A 19,529-nucleotide genomic window follows, 5' to 3' on the forward strand; every position below is an offset into this window, starting at 1 on the left:
ACCCGGACCGCCTCGAGCCAGTCCGCGTAGGTGCCGTAGGTGGCGGTGCCGTCGGCGTTGATGTCGAAAACCCGCTCGCCCCAGCGTTCCCGCCGCGTCCTCGTCGCGCACGGCCGGGCGCTTGCGGATGACACCGGTGACGCCCTGCGGGATGCCGAGTTCCTCGTACAGGTGCGGGGAGCGCGAGTAGGTCTCCACCGGCTCCGGGATGCCGAGGTCGAGGGCCTTGTCGATCATGGCCCAGCGGTTCAGCTCGTCCCAGTCGACCAGGGTGACCGCGACGCCAGCGCGGCCCGCGCGGCCGGTGCGGCCGATGCGGTGCACGTAGGTCTTCTCGTCCTCCGGGCACTGGTAGTTGATGACGTGGGTGACGTCGTCGATGTCGATGCCGCGGGCGGCCACATCGGTGGCGACCAGCACGTCGATCTTGCCCTCGCGGAACTTCTTGAGCGCCTTCTCACGGGCGATCTGCCCGAGGTCGCCGTGCACCGCGCCGACCGCGAAGCCGCGCTCGGCCAGATCGTCGGCCACCTTCTGCGCGGTCCGCTTGGTGCGCGCGAAAATCATTGTGGCGCCACGGGTCTCGGCCTGCAGGATGCGGGCCACCAGCTCGCTCTTGTCCAGCGCGTGCGCCCGGTAGACCAGCTGGGCGATCCGGTCGTGCACCGCCGAGTCGTGCGGCTCCTCGGCGCGGATGTGGGTGGGCCGGCTCAGGAAGGTGCGGGCCAGGGTGATGATCGGGCCCGGCATGGTGGCCGAGAACAGCATGGTCTGCCGATGCTCGGGAACCATGTTGAGGATCCGCTCGATATCGGGCAGGAAGCCCAGATCCAGCATCTCGTCGGCCTCGTCGAGGACGAGCACCTCCACCTTGCCCAGGATCAGATGGTTCTGCTGGGCCAGATCCAGCAGGCGGCCGGGGGTGCCGACGACCACGTCGACGCCGTCGCGCAGGGCCGCGATCTGGGTGTCGTAGGGGCGGCCGCCGTAGATGGCGGTGATCCGCACCGGGGTGCCGTTGTCGTCCTTCAGCGCCTTGCCCGCGTTCTCCAGGTCCTCGGTGACCTGGATGCACAGTTCGCGGGTCGGCACGATGATCAGGGCGCGCGGGGTGCCGTCGAGGGTCTTGGTGCCCGAGGTCGCGGTGGCGATCCGATGCAGCAGCGGCACACCGAAACCGAAGGTCTTGCCCATACCGGTGCGGGCCTGGCCGATGAGATCCTCACCGGCCAGCGCGAGGGGCAGGGTGAGTTCCTGAATGGCGAAAGTGCGTTCGATGCCGATGTCGGCGAGGGCCCGGACGATTTCGGGGCGCACGCCCAATTCGGCGAAAGTGGGAGCGAGGTGGGTGTCGTCGAGTTCCGCGGTCAGCAGCGTGTCCGCCACACCCGGTTCCTGCTCTACGGTGATCTTGCTCAGGTTCTTGCCTTTCCTCGTTATCGCGTCTCGCGCGCACGAGGCGTGGGGCAGGCCCGGACGGCCCGCGACAACCACTAGATCCGGTTTCTCGCCGCTGCTGGGATGCCTGTCCGGGGGGATGGGCGTCGACCTGGCGCGGCGGTGCAGTGCTGCGGATCGGAGTGCGCGCACATTTTCCATGGACTACGGGTATGAATTTCCGCCGTCCGCGGAGATTGTAGCGTGATACGACCTTCACCCTGTTTTCCGCCACCGCCGAAGTGGGGCATTATTGCGCTGGTAGGTGCGCTTATCGATATCCGATGCGGGGCCTGATCCGGGTTTCGCAGTAGCGTTAATGATTGCGGCGCACCATAATTCGGTCCGGGGGACGGGTGCGGGCCGGGCGGTCGGCAGTTGAGTTGCTCACATGTGTGATACGTCGTGTACCACTATCTGTCATGGTGGTGCCGTGAGCTTGGCAGACACCGTGACAACAGCGGCGCGCAACGCGTGGGCCCTGACCTTCGGCGACGGCATCGAGGCCCCCGATCCCACCCCCTCGACGGTGCTGTCCGACGCGCCACACCGCGAACTGCGCCGCTACGACGGCGCGGGCCCCGACGATCCGGCCGTGCTGCTGGTGCCGCCGCTGGCCGCGCCCGCGTTCTGCTTCGACCTGCGCCCCGACCAGAGCCTGGCCCGGTTCCTGCTCGACTCCGGCCGTGCCCCCTACCTGGTCGACTACGGCGACATCACCTTCGATGACCGTCGCATGGGCTTCGAGACCTGGATCGACGACATCCTGCCCGAGGCCATCCGCCAGGTGTCCGCCGATCGCGGCGGCCGCCCGGTGGACCTGGTGGGCTGGTCCATCGGCGGCGTGCTGGCCCTGCTGACCGCCGCGGCCGACCAGACGCTGCCCATCCGCTCGGTCACCGCGGTGGGCGCGCCCCTGAGCTACGACCACATGTTCGGCGCGCGTGAGCTGCGGTCACTGGCCCGCATCGACGGCGGCCGCACCGCGACCGCCGCGATCCGCGCCCTCGGCGGCGTCTCGGCGCAGATCACCCGGTTCGCCTACCGGGCCACCGCCTGGAACCGGGAACTCGAGCGGCCGCTGTTCATCGCGAGCAATATCACCGACACCGCGACCCTGGCCCGGATGGAGACCATCGACCGGTTCCAGAATTCGCTGCCCGGCTATCCGGGGCGGTTCTACAACCAGCTGTGGGGTCGGTTCATCCTCAACAACGACATCGGCAAGGGCGGGCTGCGGCTGGGTGAGCGCGAGATCGCGCTGGCCGCGATCACTCAGCCGGTGCTGCTGGTCGGCGGACCCCAGGACGCGATCACCGCGGCCGCCGCCGTGGAACACGGGACACAGACCCTGACCGGGTCGCCGCAGGTGCGGTACGAGACCGCCCCCGGCTCTCACCTCGGCATTCTCATCGCCCGTGACACCACCTGGACCTATCTCGACAAGTTCCTGCGCGATCTGGCCTGATCGCTCACGGGCCCGGGACATTCGGGAAAGGCCGCTTCCCGGGTCGGGATTCGGCCTCGAGCCCGGCCATGCGCACGAGGGACAGGCGTGAGATTCTCCGCGAGGGGTGATGCCCTGACCGGTCCTCCGAGTCGACCGGTAGGTTTGTGAATAGCTCTGTGGCGCAAAGCCTTTCGAACAAATCGAGAGTACGCCCGCCGCGCCGCCCCCGATGGGTGAATGCGCGTCGATTTCTGGGGCTAGGGTGGGGACCCATGGGAGCAAACTCGTCCACTGCCCTCGGTGCTGCCTCGGAGTCCTCCGACGGCCGAATCGCCGCCGAACATCCCGGAGTCACCGACCTGTTCGCGGTTCTCGCCTACGGTGAGATCTCCGCCTTCTACCGGCTCGCCGAGGAGGCCAAGCTGTCGCCCACGCTGCGTGGGCGGGTGGCCGTGGCCAAGATGGCCGGCCACGAGGCCGAGCATTTCCAGACCCTCGAGCGGGCCCTGGCCGACCGCGGCGCGGACGTCTTCGACGCGATGGCCCCCTTCGTGCGCGCCCTGGACGCCTATCACGCCTCCACCGACCCCTCCACCTGGCTGGAGTCGATGGTCAAGTTCTACGTCGGCGACGGCATCGCCGCGGACTTCTACACCGAGATCGCCGGCGCCCTGGCTCCCGAGGTCGCCGACGTGGTGCGCGACGTGCTGGCCGAGACCAGCCACTCCGAGTTCGTGATCGAGGAGGTGCGCGGCGCGGTCGCGCAGAACCGCTCCGAGCGCGACCGGCTGGCGCTGTGGGGGCGCCGCCTGCTGGGCGAGGCGATCACCCAGGCGCAGTACGTGATGGCGCAGCGCGATGAGCTCACCGAGCTGGTGCTGACCGCGACCGGCGACCTGAACGGCATCGCCACGCTGTTCGAGCACATGCAGAACAGCCACGCCGAGCGTATGCGCGTGCTGGGGCTGGGCTGAGTTTCGCTATCAGCGCAGGCGGTCGGGGCCGGTGCGGGTCGCGGCTGCGCTAGCGTGATCGGGACAGGACTACGACTCTAGGTTCGGAGGTTGGCCGTGGAGGTCAAGATCGGCATTTCGGATAGCCCGCGTGAGCTCGTCATCAACAGCTCGCAGACCCCGGCCGAGGTCGAGGCGCTCGTCAGCGGTGCGCTGCAGGGTGAGGGCGGCGTCGTGTCGCTCACCGACGAGAAGGGCCGCAAGTTCCTGATTCAGGCCTCGAAGGTCGCCTACGTCGAGATCGGCGCTGCGTCCTCGGGTCGTGTCGGCTTCGCCGCCGTGTAGTTTTCCCCGCGCGACGCGGTAGATCGCGCCAAAAGAATTGGCCCGCCGACAAAGTCGGCGGGCCAATTCTTTTGATTCAACGAGAGTCGTTATCTCTCAATCGATCGGGTGCAGCGGGACATGCTTGAGCCCGCCCCAGCACAGCGCGACCGTGGTGTCGACGGCGTCGTCCTTGAGAATCGGCCGGTCCGCCTCGAGCCAGTACCGCGCGCTGAGCTGGCTGGCGCCCACCAGGCCGACCGCGAGCACGCGGGCCCGGTAGGGGTCCAGACCGGAGTCGTGGGCGACCAGGTCGAACACCGCGTCCACGCAGGCCTCGGTGGCCTGCTCGACCCGGCGCTGCACCTGCGGCTCATTGGTCAGATCCGATTCGAAAACCAGCCGGAAACCCTGGGTCTCATGGTCGACGAAGTCGAAGTACGCGGCGACGGCGGCGCGCACGCGCTGCTTGTTGTCGGTGGTGGAGCGCAGCGCCTGGCGCACGCTCGACACCAGCACGTCGACGTAGTTCTGCAGCACCGCCAGATACAGTTCGAGCTTGCTCGAGAAGTGCTGGTAGAGCACGGGTTTGCTGACGCCGGCGCACTGCGAGATCTCATCCATGCCGGCGGCGTGATAGCCGCGTTGCACGAAGACCTCGCTGGCTGCGGCGAGAAGCTGCGCGCGGCGCGCCTCGCGAGGCAGACGGGTGCCGCGCTTGCTCGTCGCCATGGCCTCGGACGACATGCGGTGCGATGTCATCCGGTCCACGAGGTCAGTCATTGCCTATTTCTCCCAGTTGATTCCCGGTGGGAAGGATGTTCACCGGTATCCCACGAACGATACGCGCTCAGGGGGCCGTTGCCGATCCAGGTTCCGAATATTGGTCGCGTGATGCCCGCTTTGATTATGCGAGGCCGATCACAACTGTGTAGCACATGTTCCGATTTGTGAGGTCTGCCGCAATAGCGTGAGATATCTCGCAGCAATGATCACGGGCTGGGACGGCAGCTCTCGATGACCGGCCCGGCTGTGAGAGTCTGTCAGGCGTGACCGAGAAGGCCGCCGGCAACAAGCGACGGGGTAGACCCAGCGGGCCGATCTACGATCCGCTCGGTTTGTACGACGACGACGGCGCATCGGAGACCGGCCTGTCGGTATCTTCTGGGCTCATCGCGCCACCCGATCCGGAGCTCCCCGCCGAGGACCGCCCACTGCCGCATCAGCCGCTGCGCGCCCGCTGGGACCCCACCTCCCCGCCCGCCGACGCCCGCAACCGGCCGCGCCCCGACCGCGAGACCAAGAAGCAATCCCCGCTGGGCCGGTTCGTGAACACCTACGGCTGGCGCGCCTACGCCCTGCCGGTGCTGCTGGTGATCACCGTCGTGGTCGCCGTCGACGCCTTCCGCCACAGCGGGGACAGCGATGCCGGTCTGCCCGGCTTCGGCCGCCTCAGCGAGTACACCGACAAGCCGGGCCGCATCATCGGCGGCGCGCCCAAGGGTGACGGCAAGTACGCCGTCGATCTGCCCACCGGCGCGGTCCCGCCCGGCGGCGCCTACACCGACACCGGCGCGGGCACCTGGCGGGTGGTGCCGGGCACCACCGCTCAGATCGGCACCGGCGCCCAGCACGCCTTCACCTACTCCGTCGAGATCGAGAACGGCGTGGACACCGCGTCCCTGGGCGGTGACACGGCGGTGGCGCAGATGATCGACGCCACCCTCGCCAATCCCAAGTCCTGGACCCATGATCCGCGCTTCGCGCTGCGCCGCGTCGACACCGGCAACCCGGACTTCCGCATCTCGCTGACCTCACGCGACACCACCCGCAAGTCGTGCGGATTCGAGATCCCGGTCGACTCCTCCTGCTACAACACCGAACTGGGCCGGGTGGTGCTCTCGGAGGTGCGCTGGGTGCGCGGGGCCCTGGCCTTCGAAGGCGATGTCGGCTCGTACCGGCAGTACCAGATCAATCACGAAGTGGGCCATGCCCTCGGCTACCACGAGCATCAGCCGTGTGAGACCGACGGCGGGCTGGCTCCGGTCATGATGCAGCAGACCTTCGGGACCCGGAACAACGACATTGCGAAGCTGGATCCCGAAGGCGTGGTGCCGATGGACGGCAAGACCTGCCGTTTCAACCCCTGGCCCTACCCCCGCGCCTGAGCGACCTCCGGCGCGGTGCCGGGGAGTTGGGGCGCGGTGCCGGGCAGTTCGGGCGCGGTCGCCGCGGGGCGCGCGGATTCCATTGCGGCGGAACGCCGATGCCGCGCCACCCCGAGCCCGGCCAGCGCCCCCAAAGCCGCGCTCTCCGCGGCGGCGAGGACCGCGGCCCGGAACCCGTGCTGTACCGCGGCCGTGGATCCGTAGCCCCCGCTGACGGTGAAAACCGCTGAGGTGACGGCGATTCCGAAGCTCCCGCCGAGCTGCCGCATGGCGTTGTACACCCCCGAGGCGGTGCCGATGGATTCCGGCCCGACCGAGCTGGCCGGAACTGCTCGCCTACTGCTATCGGATGTCGGGTTCGCTGCACGATGCCGAGGATCTGGTGCAGGAGGTGCTGATCCTGCGTGACGTCCTCGCGCTGCGGGCGGCCGAGGTGGCGGGGCTGCTGGACACCAGCGCCGCGGCGGTGAACAGCGCCCTGCAGCGGGCGCACGCCCAGCTGACGGATCTGGAGCCGGGTCCGGTGGAGCTGGGTGACGAGGACCAGCCCGAGCTGCTGGAGCGCTATGTGTCCGCGTTCGAGACCATGGACGTCGAGGCCCTCAAAGCCGTCCTGCGGGAGGACGCCCTGCTGCAGATGCCGCCGTTCGAGGCCTGGTTCCTGGGCCGCGACGCCGTCACGGCGTTCCTGGCCCGGGTGTTCGCCCGCGGCGAGGCGTTCCGTCTGCTCCCCACCCGCGCCAACGGCCGTCCGGCCTTGGGCGCGTATGTCCGGCGCACGCCCGGCGCTGTCTTCGAGCCGGCCAATCTGCACGTGCTGACCCTGGACCGCGCCGGTGTCGCGCGCATGGATCTGTTCCACGCGCCCGCCCTGTTCCCGGCGTTCGGGCTACCGACCGGCCTCTGATCACCCGGGTTCGTCAGGGGCCTAGGCTTGGGGAAGAACGGTCCCGGTCGCTGTGTTGCAGAAATGGCCGCGAGTTTCCGGCGAATTCGATTGAGGAGTCCGCACACGTGACAGCATCGCATCCCTCCCTGCCGCCCTTGGTGGAGCCGGCGGCGGAGCTGACCCGGGACGAGGTCGCCCGCTACAGCCGCCATCTGATCATCCCGGATCTCGGGGTGGACGGTCAGAAACGTTTGAAGAACGCCAAGGTGCTGGTGATCGGCGCGGGCGGGCTCGGCTCCCCGGCGCTGCTGTACCTGGCCGCCGCCGGTGTCGGAACCCTCGGCATCGTCGAGTTCGACGAGGTCGACGCGTCGAACCTGCAGCGGCAGATCATTCACGGCGAATCCGATATCGGCCGCTCCAAGGCCGACAGCGCCCGCGACTCGATTCTGGAGATCAATTCCGGAATCACGGTGGAGCTGCACAAGATTCGGCTCGAGCCCGACAACGCGGTCGACCTGTTCCGGCGGTACGACCTGATCGTGGACGGCACCGACAACTTCGCCACCCGCTACCTGGTCAACGACGCCGCCGTGCTGGCGGGCAAGCCGTACGTGTGGGGTTCCATCTACCGCTTCGAGGGCCAGGTCTCGGTCTTCTGGGAGGACGCCCCCGACGGTCGCGGCATCAATTACCGCGACCTGTACCCGGAGGCCCCGCCGCCGGGCATGGTGCCCTCCTGCGCCGAGGGCGGCGTGCTGGGCGTGCTGTGCGCGTCCATCGGCTCGATCATGGTGACCGAGGCGATCAAGCTGATCACCGGCATCGGCGACCCGCTGCTCGGGCGGCTCATGGTCTACGACGCACTGGACATGAGCTACCGCACCATCAAGCTGCGCCGCGATCCGGAGCGTCAGCCCATCATCGAGCTCATCGACTACGACGCGTTCTGCGGCGTGGTGTCGGAGGAGGGCCAGGCCGCGGCCATCGGCTCCACCATCACCGCCCGCGAGCTCAAGGAGATGCTGGACGCGGGCAAGGACGTGGCCATCATCGACGTGCGCGAGCCCGTGGAATGGGACATCGTCCGGCTCGAGGGCGCGACCTTGATCCCCAAGGACCGCATCCTGTCGGGTGAGGCGCTGTCGGAGCTGCCGCAGAACACCCCGATCGTGCTGCACTGCAAGACCGGTATCCGCTCCGCGGAGGCGCTCGCGGCCCTGAAGAACGCGGGTTTCTCCGACGCCACCCACCTGCAGGGCGGAATCATCGCCTGGGCCAACCAGATCGACCCCTCCCTGCCGGTCTACTGAATCCGCGCGCACGGGCCCTCGGCGGTGTCGCGGGGGCCGGTCGCGCGGCGTCTCGGGAGCCCGGAGATAACGCGTCGGTCGCCGGTGTTTCACACCATGGTTTCGGCGTGTGGAACGGTCGGCGCGGCGGCGGTCGCGAAAACCTGGCCAGCGGTACCGTACGCGCGTGACGATGACTGTTGTGGAACCTCCTGAGCATGTGCGCTCGACCTTCGGGTTGCGCGAGGAACCGCCGGTCCCGTTGGGGAACTGGGATGGCGGCTGGCGGTGTGGCGATGTCGTCTTGAGCCCGGTGACCGACCACGCGCGGGCCGCCTGGTCGGCGAAGGTGCGCGAGACGCTGCGGGTGGACGGGCTGCGCCTGGCGCGGCCGGTACGGGCCACCGATGGACGGTATGTCGTATCCGGTTGGCGCGCCGACACCTTCCTGGAGGGGGTGCCGGAACCGCGCCACGACGAGGTGGTGTCGCTGTCGCTGCGTCTGCACCAGGTGACCGCGCAACTGGAACGCCCGCGTTTCCTGGCGGCGCAGCCGGTCGCGCCGTGGGCCGACGTGGACGTGTTCGCGGCCGCGGATCGCGCGGCCTGGGAAGCGGTCCCGCTGCGCAGCCTGAAGCTGGGCGGCATGCTGCCGACCACCTCGCCCGACGGCGACCGCAGCCTGACCCTGATCACCCAGTTGTCGACGCTGCGCAAGCCGGTGTCCACGCCCCCGCAGCTGGTGCACGGCGATCTGTTCGGCACCGTGCTGTTCGCCGGCGGTTACGCGCCCGGCCTGACCGACATCACCCCGTACTGGCGGCCCGCGCCGTGGGCGGCGGCGGTCATCGTGGTGGATGCCTTGTCCTGGGGCGGCGCGGACGACGGGCTGATCGAGCGCTGGGCCCAGCTGCCCGAGTGGCCGCAGATGCTGGTGCGCGCGGTCATGTTCCGGCTGGCCGTGCACGCCCTGCACCCGCGCTCGACCCCCGAGGCGTTCCCGGGCCTGGCCCGCACCGCGGACATGACCCGCCTGCTGCTCTAGGGACCGGCGAGAGCAGTGCGGAAAGGCCGCACCGGGCGACGAATTCCGGTGCGGCCTTTCCGTTTCCCCAGGGGCGGTTGGGGAGTCTTACACGTTCGCGTGGGCGAGCGAGGGCGCCCGGCCGACCGCGAACGAGGACCGCAGGTAGAACCACCAGCACAGCGCGCCCATGGCGAGGTAGGCCGCCACGTAACCCCAGAAGGCCGGATTCATGCTGTGGTAGTGGGTGTTCGACAGTCGCAGCGCCTGCTGCAGGATCCACCCGCCGGCCGCGCCGATCGCGCCGATGACGCCGATGGCCGCGCCCGCCTGCCGTTTGGCCGAGGTCAGCGCCGCGCTGATGTCCTGCCCGGTCTCCGAGGCGTGCCGCCGCGCTTCCGCGGTGAAGATCATCGGGATCATCCGGTAGGTCGATCCGTTGCCGATTCCGCTGAGCACGAACAGCAGCAGGAACGAGGCCAGGTAGAGCGGGAAGTTCTTGGCGGACAACGACGCCACGATGAGGGCGGTGGCGAAGGCCATGCCGCCGAAGACGTAGAGCGTGATCCGCGCGCCGCTGAGCTTGTCGGAGATCCAGCCGCCGAAGGGGCGGCTGAAGGATCCGACCAGCGCGCCGAGGAAGGCCAGGTTGCCCAGCGTGCTCATCCAGCCGATCTTGGCCAGGTCCGGGAAGTTGGCCTTGAGCAGGGTGGGGAAGGCGAAGGAGAAGCCGATGAAGGAGCCGAAGGTGCCGATGTAGAGGATGGCCATCACCCAGGTGTGGCGGTTGGCCAGCGCCCGCTTGTAGGACGTGCCATCGGATTTCGCGCCGGTCAGCGAGTCCATGTAGCGCAGCGCGCCGAGCAGCGCGGCCAGGATGAACGGAATCCACACCAGCACCGCGAGTGTGATGCCGAAGCGGTATCCGGCGGGGTCCTTGGCCATGATGTGCGTGCCGAGCGTGATGATGAGCGGTACGAACAATTGTGTCTGTGCCACACCGAGATTGCCGCCTGCGGCATTGATGCCCAGGGCCGCGCCCTTCTTCCCCTCGGGGTAGAAGAAGTTGATATTGGCCATGGAGGACGAGAAGTTGCCGCCGCCGACGCCGGCGATGGCGGCCAGCACCATGAACACCCACATCGGGGTGGAGGGCTGGTTGATGAAGTAGGCCAGGCCCAGGGTGGGCAGCAGCAGCATGCCCGCGCTGAACGCGGTGAACGCGCGGCCGCCGAAGCGGGGGATGGCGAAGGTGTAGGGCACCCGCAGCGCGGCGCCGACCAGGGTCGGGGTGGAGGTGAGCAGCAGGGCGTTGTTCACGGCGTCGGGATTGTTCTTGCCCAGGAAGGCGAATCCGGCCGAGCCCATGGCGGTGACGACGCTGGCCCACAGTACCCAGACGCTGAATCCGAGGTTCTCCGCGAATACCGAGAAGATCAGATTCTTACGGGCGGTCTGTTTACCCCCGTTTTCCCAGAATTCGGTGTTATCGGGTTCCCAGCGGTCGATCCATCGCCCGCGTTTCTGATACGTGATTTCCGTAGGCTCGATAACTGTTGCCATGAGCGGTTTGTCCTCTCGGCTGATGCGACCGCCCTCATCCGCGGTCGGGTCAACCGTAGGAAGCTCGTTTTACGTCCGGGTGTTTTTCCGTGACAGAGATGACAATTCGGGCTCACTTGGCCCAGATTCGCATGGTGACCCTTCGGTTACCCGAAATTCTTATCGAGCGTCCGGTATTCAGCCATGAGCGAGTCCAGGAAGCAGTTGGCGGTGCGGACCGCCCGGTCGGGGTCGCCGTCGATCACCGCGGCCACCAGCTCCGCATGCTCGTCATGGTAGGTCTCGCCCTCGCGCGCCGAGCGGAAACGGATGCCGGCGGCGATCACGGGCAGCAGTGAGTCGTAGAACTCGAGGTACACCGCGTTGTGGCTGGCGACCACGATGGCGCGGTGCAGTTGCACGTCGGCCTCGATAGCGGCGTCGAAGTCGCTGTCCCACAGCCGGGTCCGCTCGTCGAGCAGTCGCCGCAGTTCGGCGATGTCGTGGTCGTCGCGGCGGGTGGCGGCCAGCCGGGCGGCGGTGGTGTCGAGGGCCTGGCGCAGTTCGAGCACGTCGCGCTGCTGGGCGTCGGCGAAGTACTCGGTGAGGGTGCCGCCGAGGGTGGAGGTCGAGATGACGTAGGTGCCCGAGCCCTGTCTGCGTTCGAGCATGCCGGCGTGCACGAGGGCCTGCACGGCCTCGCGCACGGTATTGCGGCCGGTGCCGGTGAGTTCGGTGAGTTCGGGCTCGGTGGGGATGCGCGAGCCGACGGCCCAACGGCCGGAACGGATTTCGGCACGAAGCTGCTCGGTCACCTGGGCGATGAGGCTCGTGCGCCGGACTGGTTGCACGGGGGACAGCGTACCTTGCCTCACATTCGTTGCATCACATCATCGGGTCATCCTATGATTTCGGGGTGACTGCGACGATGGATGAGACGATGGCCCCCGGGCGGGGCATGACCCGTACCCCTGCCGAACCGGGCCGCGTCCATCTCGAATCGCCGAAGCTTCAGCCCGAGATCTCCCGGCGCGCACTGTTCGAAGGTCGCGTGCTGGTGCTGGTCGCCCTCGTCATGTCCGCGCTGACCCTGCGTATCGCGGTCACCGCCTTCACCCCGCTGGCCGCCCGCATCGGCGACGACATCGGCTATTCCACCGCGGTGGTCGGCGTCTTCGGCATGCTGCCGACCGCCATGTTCGCCATCGGCGGCCTGCTCACCCCCGTGCTCTCGCGCCGCCTCGGCCTGGAGATGACCGCGCTGGCGGCCATGCTCATGACCGGCATCGGCTCGGTGCTGCGCGCCCTGGTGCCCGACACCTGGCAGCTGCTGGCCTTCTCGGCCTTCGCGCTGGCCGGTATGGGCATCGGCAACGTGGTGATCCCGCCGCTGGTCAAGCGGTACTTCTCGGATCGGCTGGCGCTGCTGAGCTCGGTCTACATCGTGATGGTGCAGCTGGGCACGGTGTTCCCGGCGCTGATCACGGTCCCGATCGCGGACGCGCACGGCTGGCGCTTGTCGCTGGGCATGTGGGCCGCGCTGGCCTTCGCCGCCGCGCTGCCGTGGATCGCGGTGCTGCGCACCCGCGGCGCGAACGCCCGCTTCGACACCACCGAGCTGCCCTCCGACGCCCACGACGCGGCCACCGGCAAGGTGTGGCGCTCGCCGCTGGCCTGGGGCATGGCCTTCATGTTCGGCATGACCTCGCTGATCACCTATTCGATGTTCACCTGGCTGCCCACGATCTTCAGCGACGCGGGCGCGGACGCGGCGTTCGGCGGCTCGATGGTCGGCATCTTCGCGCTGATCGGCCTGGTCGCGGCGTTGAGCGCGCCGATCGTGGTGGGCCGCATGGCCAATCCGTTCCCGGTGGTGATCGGCTGCGCGGTGTTCTTCTTCATCGGCTTCGGCGGCCTGCTGTTCGCGCCCATGAGCGCCCCGCTGGTGTGGGTGCTGGCGCTGGGCCTGGGCCCGTCGACCTTCCCGATGGCGCTGACGCTGATCAACCTGCGCACCCGGACGGGCGCCGGTTCGGCCGCGCTGTCCGGTTTCACCCAGGGTGTCGGCTACACGGTGGCGTGCGTGGGTCCGCTGCTGTTCGGCGCATTGCACAGCATGACCGGCGGCTGGCCGGTGCCGTTCGCCTTCCTCACGGTGGCGGTGCTGATCCTGATGGCGGGCGCGTGGGTGGCGTGCAAGCCGCGTTTCCTGGAAGACACCTGGAACTGACACGCCCGGAGCTAGCGGGAATTTCACCGTTCGAGTTGCCGAGTCGTGAGGTTGGGTCCATGCTTTGTGGCAAGGCTCTCACCTCACGGCTCGGATTCTCGTTTTCAGGCGGTTCGTGACCGGCGGAAACCGTTGTGTCACATGGGTGAAACATAGAGCCAGTTCTCACGTCGGCATCCCGGTAATCGTGAGCAACCGTTGATTTAGCGGACATTTCGCGCAGCATCACCGCAATACCCGTTTTCTACCTTGGGGCCATCCAGATTTCAGGAGGGCCTCTTGTTGACGACGCTGACCCGCAAGCGCGACATCGAGCATTGGGATGCCGAGGATGTCGTGGCTTGGGAAGCCGGTGGTAAGGACATCGCGCGCCGCAATCTGATCTGGTCGGTCTTCGCCGAGCACATCGGGTTCTCGGTGTGGTCGATCTGGTCGGTCATGGTGCTGTTCATGCCGACCGATGTCTTCCACATCGATCCGGCCGGCAAGTTCTTCCTGGGCGCGGTCCCGACCCTGGTCGGCGGCTTCATGCGGATCCCCTACACCGTGCTGACCGCGAAATTCGGCGGGCGCAACTGGACCATCGTGTCCGCGCTGCTGCTGCTGATCCCGACGCTGCTGACGCTGTACTTCATCAACCGGCCGGGCACCTCCTACCCGACGTTCCTGGTGGTGGCGGCCTTCGCGGGCCTGGGCGGCGGCAACTTCTCCTCGTCGATGTCCAACATCAATGTCTTCTTCCCGCAGCGGCTCAAGGGCTGGGCGCTGGGCATCAACGCGGGCGGCGGCAATATCGGCGTCCCGGTGGTGCAGCTGATCGGCCTCGCGGTGATCGCGGCCCTGGGCAACGCCTACGGCAACGCCTCGGTGGTGTGCGCGGTCTACCTGGTCCTGATCGCGGTGGCCGCGGTGGGCGCGGCCCTGTACATGGACAACGTCAAGAACCAGCAGGCCGACCTGTCCTACATGGTCAAGGCGCTGCGCGTCCCGCAGTCCTGGGCGATCGCCTTCCTCTACATCGGCACCTTCGGTTCGTTCATCGGCTACAGCTTCGCCTTCGGCCAGGTCCTGCAGATCACCTTCAAGGCGGGCGGCGCGAGCGTCTCCGCGGCGGCGCTGCACGCGGCGCAGATCGCCTTCATCGGCCCGCTGCTGGGTTCGCTGGCCCGCCCCTACGGCGGCAAGTGGGCCGACCGGATCGGCGGCAGCAAGGTCACCCTGTACACCTTCGTGGCCATGACGGCCGCGGCCGTGGTGGTCGCGGTGTCGTCCACCCTGGGCGATCACGCCGGGCACCCGAAGGGCGGCGTGCTGGTGGCGATGATCATCGGCTTCACCGCGCTGTTCGTCATCTCGGGCATCGGCAACGGTGCGGTCACCAAGATCATCCCGTCTGTGTTCGAGGCGAAATCCCGCTCGCTGGAGGGCGATTCGGCCTTCCGTGCCGCGTGGGCCCGCAATACCTCCGGAGCCCTGATCGGTTTCGTCGGCGCGATCGGCGCGCTGGGCGGCGTCGGCATCAACCTGATGCTGCGCACCTCCTACGCCTCCACCAAGTCCGCGACCACCGCCTTCTGGGTCTTCATGGCCTTCTATGTGCTGTGCGGCCTGGTCTGCTGGGCGGTCTTCCTGCGCCGCCCGAGCCTGCGGGCGCGGTCCGGCGACACCGCTGACGCCGATGTCGTCGTCGAGGCGGAGGCCCTGGTCCTCGAGGCCGAGTCCAGCTCCGTCGCCACCGATCTCGCGTCCAACCCCGCCTCGTCCACTCCGTCGGCTCGCGCCTGACCGTCCAGCTCGAAAGGGACACCGTCATGACCCACAGCATCGAACGCAAGACCGCGATCGTCGTCGGCCACGGCATGGTCGGGCACCGCTTCGTGGAGGCCCTGCGCTCCCGCGACGAGGCCGGGACCTGGCAGGTCATCGTGCTCGGCGAGGAGAAGCTGGCCGCCTACGACCGCGTCGGGCTGTCCTCCTACGTCGGCATCTGGGAGACCTCCGCGCTGGCGCTGCCGGGCAACGACTACGAGGGCGACGAGCTGGTCGAGGTGCGGCTGGGCGTGCGCGCCGACAGCATCGACAAGGCCGCCCGCAAGGTGACCACCTCCACCGGCGACGTGATCGGTTACGACGCACTGGTGCTCGCGACCGGCTCCTACGCCTGGGTGCCGCCGGTGCCCGGCGCCGACGCCGAGGGCTGCTTCGTCTACCGCACGCTCGAGGATCTCGACGGCATCCGGGCCACCGCCGAGGCGGCCGGGCCGGGCGCGGTCGGCGTGGTGGTCGGCGGCGGTCTGCTCGGCCTGGAGGCGGCCAACGCGCTGCGGCTGCTGGGCATGACCCCGCACGTGGTCGAGTACAACAACTGGCTGATGCCCGCCCAGGTCGACGAGGGCGGCGGCGCGATCCTGGAGAAGCTGGTCACCGAGCTCGGCCTGGCCGTGCACACCGGGGTCGGCACCGCCTCGATCGCGACCGACGCGGACGCCGCGCTCGCCGAGAAGCTGACCGTCACGCTCTCCGACGACAGCGAATTGCGTGCCGCCCTGGTGGTTTTCGCCGCCGGTGTGCGTCCCCGCGACGAGATCGCCAAGGCCGCCGGCATCGAGGTGGGCCCGCGCGGCGGCGTCATCACCGACCTGGGCCTGCGCACGTCGGACCCGAGCGTCTACGCCATCGGTGAGGTCGCCGCGGTCGAGGGCGTCTGCTATGGCCTGGTGGCTCCCGGTTACAGCACCGCCGAGGTGGTCGCGGACCGCCTGCTCGGCGGTGAGGGCGAGTTCCCGGGCGCGGACATGTCGACCAAGCTGAAGTTGCTCGGCGTGGACGTGGCCTCCTTCGGTGACGCGCACGCCAAGACCGAGGGCGCGCTGTCGGTGGTGCTGCACGACGCCGCCAAGGGCACCTACGCCAAGCTGGTCGTCTCCGATGACGCGCGGACCCTGCTCGGCGGCATCCTGGTCGGTGACGCCACCCAGTACTCGGCGCTGCGCCCGCTGGTCGGCCGCCCGCTACCCGCCGATCCGGCCGCGCTGATCTCCCCGGCCGGTGCGGAACTGGGCGCGGACGCGCTGCCCGACGACGCGCAGATCTGCTCGTGCAACAACGTCTCCAAGGGTTCCATCTGCGGTGCGATCGTCGACGGCGCCTGCGACGTCCCGGCCATCAAGAGCTGCACCAACGCCGGAACCTCGTGCGGCGGTTGCGTTCCCATGCTCAAGAAGCTGCTGGAGCAGTCGGGTGTGGAGGTCTCCAAGTCGCTGTGCGAGCACTTCTCGCAGTCGCGCGCGGAGCTGTTCCACATCATCCAGTCGACCGGTATCCGCACCTTCTCGGGCCTGATCGCCAAGTACGGCAAGGGCACCGGCTGCGATATCTGCAAGCCGACGGTGGCCTCCATCCTGGCCTCCACCTCGAGCGATCACATCCTCGACGGCGAGCAGGCCTCGCTGCAGGACACCAACGACCACTTCCTGGCCAACCTGCAGAAGAACGGCACCTACTCCGTGGTGCCGCGGATGCCCGGCGGCGAGGTGACCGCCGAGCAGCTGATCACCATCGGCGAGGTGGCCAAGGAGTTCGACCTGTACGTGAAGGTCACCGGCGGTCAGCGCATCGACCTGTTCGGCGCCCGCGTCGAGCAGCTGCCGCTGATCTGGAAGCGCCTGGTGGACGTGGGCATGGAGTCCGGTCACGCCTACGGCAAGTCGCTGCGCACGGTGAAGTCCTGCGTCGGATCGACCTGGTGCCGTTACGGCCAGCAGGACTCGGTCGGCATGGCGGTGCTGCTCGAAAAGCGTTACCGCGGTTTGCGTTCCCCGCACAAGCTGAAGCTGGCCGTGTCGGGTTGCGCGCGTGAGTGCGCGGAGGCCCGCGGCAAGGACGTCGGCGTCATCGCCACCGAGAACGGCTGGAACCTGTACGTCGGCGGCAACGGCGGTCTGACCCCGAAACACGCGGTGCTGCTGGCCGGTGAGCTCGACGACGAGACGCTGATCCGCTACATCGACCGCTACCTGATGTTCTACATCCGGACCGCCGACCGCCTGCAGCGCACCGCGCCGTGGCAGGAGGCCCTCGAGGGCGGCATCGACTACCTCAAGGCGGTCGTCTGCGAGGACAGCCTGGGCATCGCGGCCGACCTCGAGGCCGCCATGGCCAAGCACGTGGACGGCTACAAGGACGAGTGGGCCGCCGTGCTCGAGGACGAGGGCAAGCTGTCGCGCTTCGTGTCCTTCGTCAACGCGCCCGAGGAGTCGGACCCGACGATCGGCTTCGACGAGAGCGGCGAGCGCAAGGTGCCCGTCCTGCTCGGTATTCCGGAGCTTCCGGTGGGCGCGGTACGGGCCGCTGTGGGTGTCGTGGACGTCGCAGAAGCCGCCACGCACGGGAAATGACTGCTTAACGACATGGAAACAGGGCGCCGGTACCAATAGGTAAGGCGTTCGGAGGAGAGTTACCGATGACCGTGATCGACACACCCGGCACCGCAGTCACCACCGCTTCGGGGTGGACCCAGGCTTGCCGGCAGGACTACCTGATTCCCGGCCGCGGCGTGGCGGTGCTGCTGAAGGGCGGCCGCCAGGCGGCCCTCTTCCTGACCACCGACGGCACGCTGTTCGCGGTCGGCAATATCGATCCGTTCGGGCGCGCGGCGGTCATGTCGCGCGGCCTGGTCGGCGACCGCGGCGGCGAGCCCGTCGTGGCGTCCCCGCTGCTCAAGCAGGCCTTTTCGCTGATCGACGGGCGCTGCCTGGACGACGACGCCATCTCCCTGCCGGTGTACGCGGTGCGCGTGGCGGACGGCGTGGTCGCGGTGTCCAACGATCCCGTGCAGTTCGCCGGCGGTACCGCATGACCGAGGTCGACGGCGGTACTCCGCTGGCCGGTTTCACGGTCGGCATCACGGCTGCCCGGCGTGCCGACGAACTCGGCACCCTGCTGGCCCGCCGGGGCGCGAATGTCGTGTCCGCCCCGGCCATCCGGATCATTCCGCTGGCCGACGACAACGAGCTGGAGCGGGTGACGCGCCGGCTGGTCGCCGAGCCGCCGCAGATCGCGGTCGCCACCACCGGCATCGGTTTCCGCGGCTGGATGGAGGCCGCGGAGGGCTGGGGCCTGGCTGAGGAGCTGCGCTCCACCCTGGCCGCGACCCGCATGCTGGCCCGCGGCCCCAAGGCCAAGGGCGCCATCCGCGCCGCCGAGCTGCGTGAAGAATGGTCTCCCGCTTCGGAATCCAGTGCCGAGGTGCTCGATCACCTGCTGGCGCAGGGCGTCGAAGGGGTGCGGATCGCGGTGCAGCTGCACGGCGCGACCACCGAATGGGAGCCCGTCCCCGACTTCTGCGAGGTGCTGCGCTGCGCGGGCGCCGATGTGGTTCCGGTGCCCGTCTACCGGTGGGTGCCGCCGGACGACCGCACCCCGATGGACCGTCTCATCGAGGGGATCGTCACCGCCGGACTGGACTGCGTGACCTTCACCAGTGCGCCCGCCGTGGCGTCACTGCTCATGCGCGCCAAGGAGACCGGGCTGCTGGAGGCGGTCCTGCACGCCTTCCGCACCCGGGTGCTGCCGGCCTGCGTCGGTCCGATCACGGCCGCGCCGCTGGAGGAGCTGGGCGTGCCCACCACCAGCCCCGGCCGTGCCCGCCTGGGCGCGCTGGCCCGGCACGTGGCCGAGGAACTTCCTCGGCGCGCCAACCGGATTCAGGCCGCCGGCCACGTGCTGAGCGTCCGCGGCGGCTGTGTCGTGGTGGACGGTCAGGTGCGGCAGCTGGCCCCGGCGCCGATGGCGCTCATGCGTTCGCTGGCCCGCCAGCCCGGCCGCGTGGTCTCCCGTGAGGATCTGCTCGCCGCCCTCCCCGGCGGCGGCGATGACACCCACGCCGTGGAGACCGCCATCGCCCGCCTGCGGGCGGGCCTGGGCACCCCCAAGGCCATTCAGACCGTCGTCAAGCGCGGCTACCGCCTCGCCCTGGACCCGGCCGAGTGCATCGACAATCCGCACGAGGCCGCGAATCCCGTTGCCCGCCAGCCGGGCCCGGCGCGCAGCACGGGGCTGGGCACGCGCCGCGAGGTTCCGCAGTCGCGGATCCCGGGCGTGCGGCAGCCGCTGATCGAGACCCCGCGCTGGTGACCAATACCAAGCGGTCCCTGGCCGAATACGGCCTCGACACCATCGGGCGTGACTACTTCGGAGCGACCGTGTGCGCCGACGAGGT

At 68.8% G+C, this 19,529-nt stretch carries 17 protein-coding genes; 12 read left to right on the plus strand and 5 right to left on the minus strand.

The features are described 5' to 3' along the window. Nucleotides 1-1,386 (minus strand): DEAD/DEAH box helicase (locus ACWELJ_RS26640; RefSeq protein WP_452368871.1); only part of this gene is annotated, 1,386 nt, incomplete at its 3' end. Between the two features lie 484 nt (nt 1,387-1,870). Here ACWELJ_RS26640 and ACWELJ_RS26645 point away from each other — a divergent pair. The 3 genes from ACWELJ_RS26645 to ACWELJ_RS26655 all read left to right on the plus strand — a co-directional run bounded on the left by ACWELJ_RS26645 (nt 1,871) and on the right by ACWELJ_RS26655 (nt 4,185). Further along, nucleotides 1,871-2,905: an alpha/beta fold hydrolase gene (locus ACWELJ_RS26645; RefSeq protein ID WP_452368872.1), complete on the plus strand. Its 1,035-nt coding sequence runs from the start codon at nt 1,871-1,873 to the stop codon at nt 2,903-2,905. A gap of 254 nt (nt 2,906-3,159) precedes the next feature. Then, complete coding sequence (locus ACWELJ_RS26650; RefSeq protein WP_452368873.1) at nt 3,160-3,861, plus strand: ferritin-like fold-containing protein; 702 nt, start codon at nt 3,160-3,162, stop codon at nt 3,859-3,861. A gap of 96 nt (nt 3,862-3,957) precedes the next feature. Beyond that, the gene (locus ACWELJ_RS26655) at nt 3,958-4,185 is read left to right on the plus strand and encodes a DUF3107 domain-containing protein (RefSeq protein ID WP_452368884.1); all 228 of its coding nucleotides are present in this window, start codon (nt 3,958-3,960) and stop codon (nt 4,183-4,185) included. A 96-nt stretch (nt 4,186-4,281) separates the two neighbouring features. Here ACWELJ_RS26655 and ACWELJ_RS26660 read toward each other — a convergent pair whose 3' ends face one another. After that, on the minus strand, nt 4,282-4,947 hold the full coding sequence (locus tag ACWELJ_RS26660; RefSeq protein WP_452368874.1) for a TetR/AcrR family transcriptional regulator: 666 nt from the start codon (nt 4,945-4,947) through the stop codon (nt 4,282-4,284). A 389-nt stretch (nt 4,948-5,336) separates the two neighbouring features. On the opposite strand from ACWELJ_RS26660, the gene ACWELJ_RS26665 reads away from it, so the two are divergent. Beyond that, nucleotides 5,337-6,332: a DUF3152 domain-containing protein gene (locus tag ACWELJ_RS26665; protein ID WP_452368885.1), complete on the plus strand. Its 996-nt coding sequence runs from the start codon at nt 5,337-5,339 to the stop codon at nt 6,330-6,332. Here the strand turns inward: ACWELJ_RS26665 and ACWELJ_RS26670 are convergent. After that, nucleotides 6,317-6,601 carry a hypothetical protein gene (locus ACWELJ_RS26670; RefSeq protein WP_452368875.1) on the minus strand — a complete coding sequence of 95 codons (285 nt, stop codon included), beginning with the start codon at nt 6,599-6,601 and terminating at the stop codon, nt 6,317-6,319. The genes ACWELJ_RS26665 and ACWELJ_RS26670 overlap by 16 nt on opposite strands. Before the next feature lie 80 nt (nt 6,602-6,681). Between ACWELJ_RS26670 and ACWELJ_RS26675 the strand changes: the two genes are divergently transcribed. From ACWELJ_RS26675 to ACWELJ_RS26685, 3 genes are all read left to right on the plus strand, one after another. Continuing rightward, complete coding sequence (locus ACWELJ_RS26675) at nt 6,682-7,239, plus strand: nuclear transport factor 2 family protein (RefSeq protein ID WP_452368876.1); 558 nt, start codon at nt 6,682-6,684, stop codon at nt 7,237-7,239. 107 nt (nt 7,240-7,346) lie between these two features. Then, the gene (moeZ, locus tag ACWELJ_RS26680) at nt 7,347-8,534 is read left to right on the plus strand and encodes an adenylyltransferase/sulfurtransferase MoeZ (RefSeq protein WP_452368877.1); all 1,188 of its coding nucleotides are present in this window, start codon (nt 7,347-7,349) and stop codon (nt 8,532-8,534) included. Nucleotides 8,535-8,706: 172 nt separating this feature from the next. After that, entirely contained in the window at nt 8,707-9,558 is an 852-nt protein-coding gene (locus tag ACWELJ_RS26685) for a TIGR02569 family protein (protein ID WP_452368886.1), read from the plus strand. An 87-nt stretch (nt 9,559-9,645) separates the two neighbouring features. Here the strand turns inward: ACWELJ_RS26685 and ACWELJ_RS26690 are convergent, their stop codons facing one another. Next, nucleotides 9,646-11,100 carry an MFS transporter gene (locus tag ACWELJ_RS26690; protein WP_452368878.1) on the minus strand — a complete coding sequence of 485 codons (1,455 nt, stop codon included), beginning with the start codon at nt 11,098-11,100 and terminating at the stop codon, nt 9,646-9,648. A 146-nt stretch (nt 11,101-11,246) separates the two neighbouring features. Next, a complete protein-coding gene (locus tag ACWELJ_RS26695) occupies nt 11,247-11,930 on the minus strand; it encodes a FadR/GntR family transcriptional regulator (protein ID WP_452368879.1) in 684 nt (227 codons plus the stop codon). A gap of 224 nt (nt 11,931-12,154) precedes the next feature. Here ACWELJ_RS26695 and ACWELJ_RS26700 point away from each other — a divergent pair, with 224 nt between their 5' ends. From ACWELJ_RS26700 to ACWELJ_RS26720, 5 genes are all read left to right on the plus strand, one after another. Beyond that, on the plus strand, nt 12,155-13,309 hold the full coding sequence (locus ACWELJ_RS26700) for an MFS transporter (protein ID WP_452368887.1): 1,155 nt from the start codon (nt 12,155-12,157) through the stop codon (nt 13,307-13,309). A gap of 279 nt (nt 13,310-13,588) precedes the next feature. Then, complete coding sequence (locus tag ACWELJ_RS26705; RefSeq protein WP_452368880.1) at nt 13,589-15,094, plus strand: MFS transporter; 1,506 nt, start codon at nt 13,589-13,591, stop codon at nt 15,092-15,094. 26 nt (nt 15,095-15,120) lie between these two features. Beyond that, a complete protein-coding gene (nirB, locus tag ACWELJ_RS26710; protein ID WP_452368881.1) occupies nt 15,121-17,706 on the plus strand; it encodes a nitrite reductase large subunit NirB in 2,586 nt (861 codons plus the stop codon). A gap of 65 nt (nt 17,707-17,771) precedes the next feature. Then, nucleotides 17,772-18,167 (plus strand): nitrite reductase small subunit NirD, encoded by a 396-nt coding sequence (nirD, locus tag ACWELJ_RS26715; RefSeq protein ID WP_452368882.1) that lies wholly within the window; start codon nt 17,772-17,774, stop codon nt 18,165-18,167. Continuing rightward, nucleotides 18,164-19,444, plus strand: a complete 1,281-nt coding sequence (locus ACWELJ_RS26720) for a uroporphyrinogen-III synthase (protein WP_452368883.1) — start codon at nt 18,164-18,166, stop codon at nt 19,442-19,444. The genes nirD and ACWELJ_RS26720 overlap by 4 nt, the downstream gene beginning before the upstream one ends. Nucleotides 19,445-19,529: the final 85 nt, after the last annotated feature.

Source organism: Nocardia sp. NPDC004582, assembly GCF_053602115.1.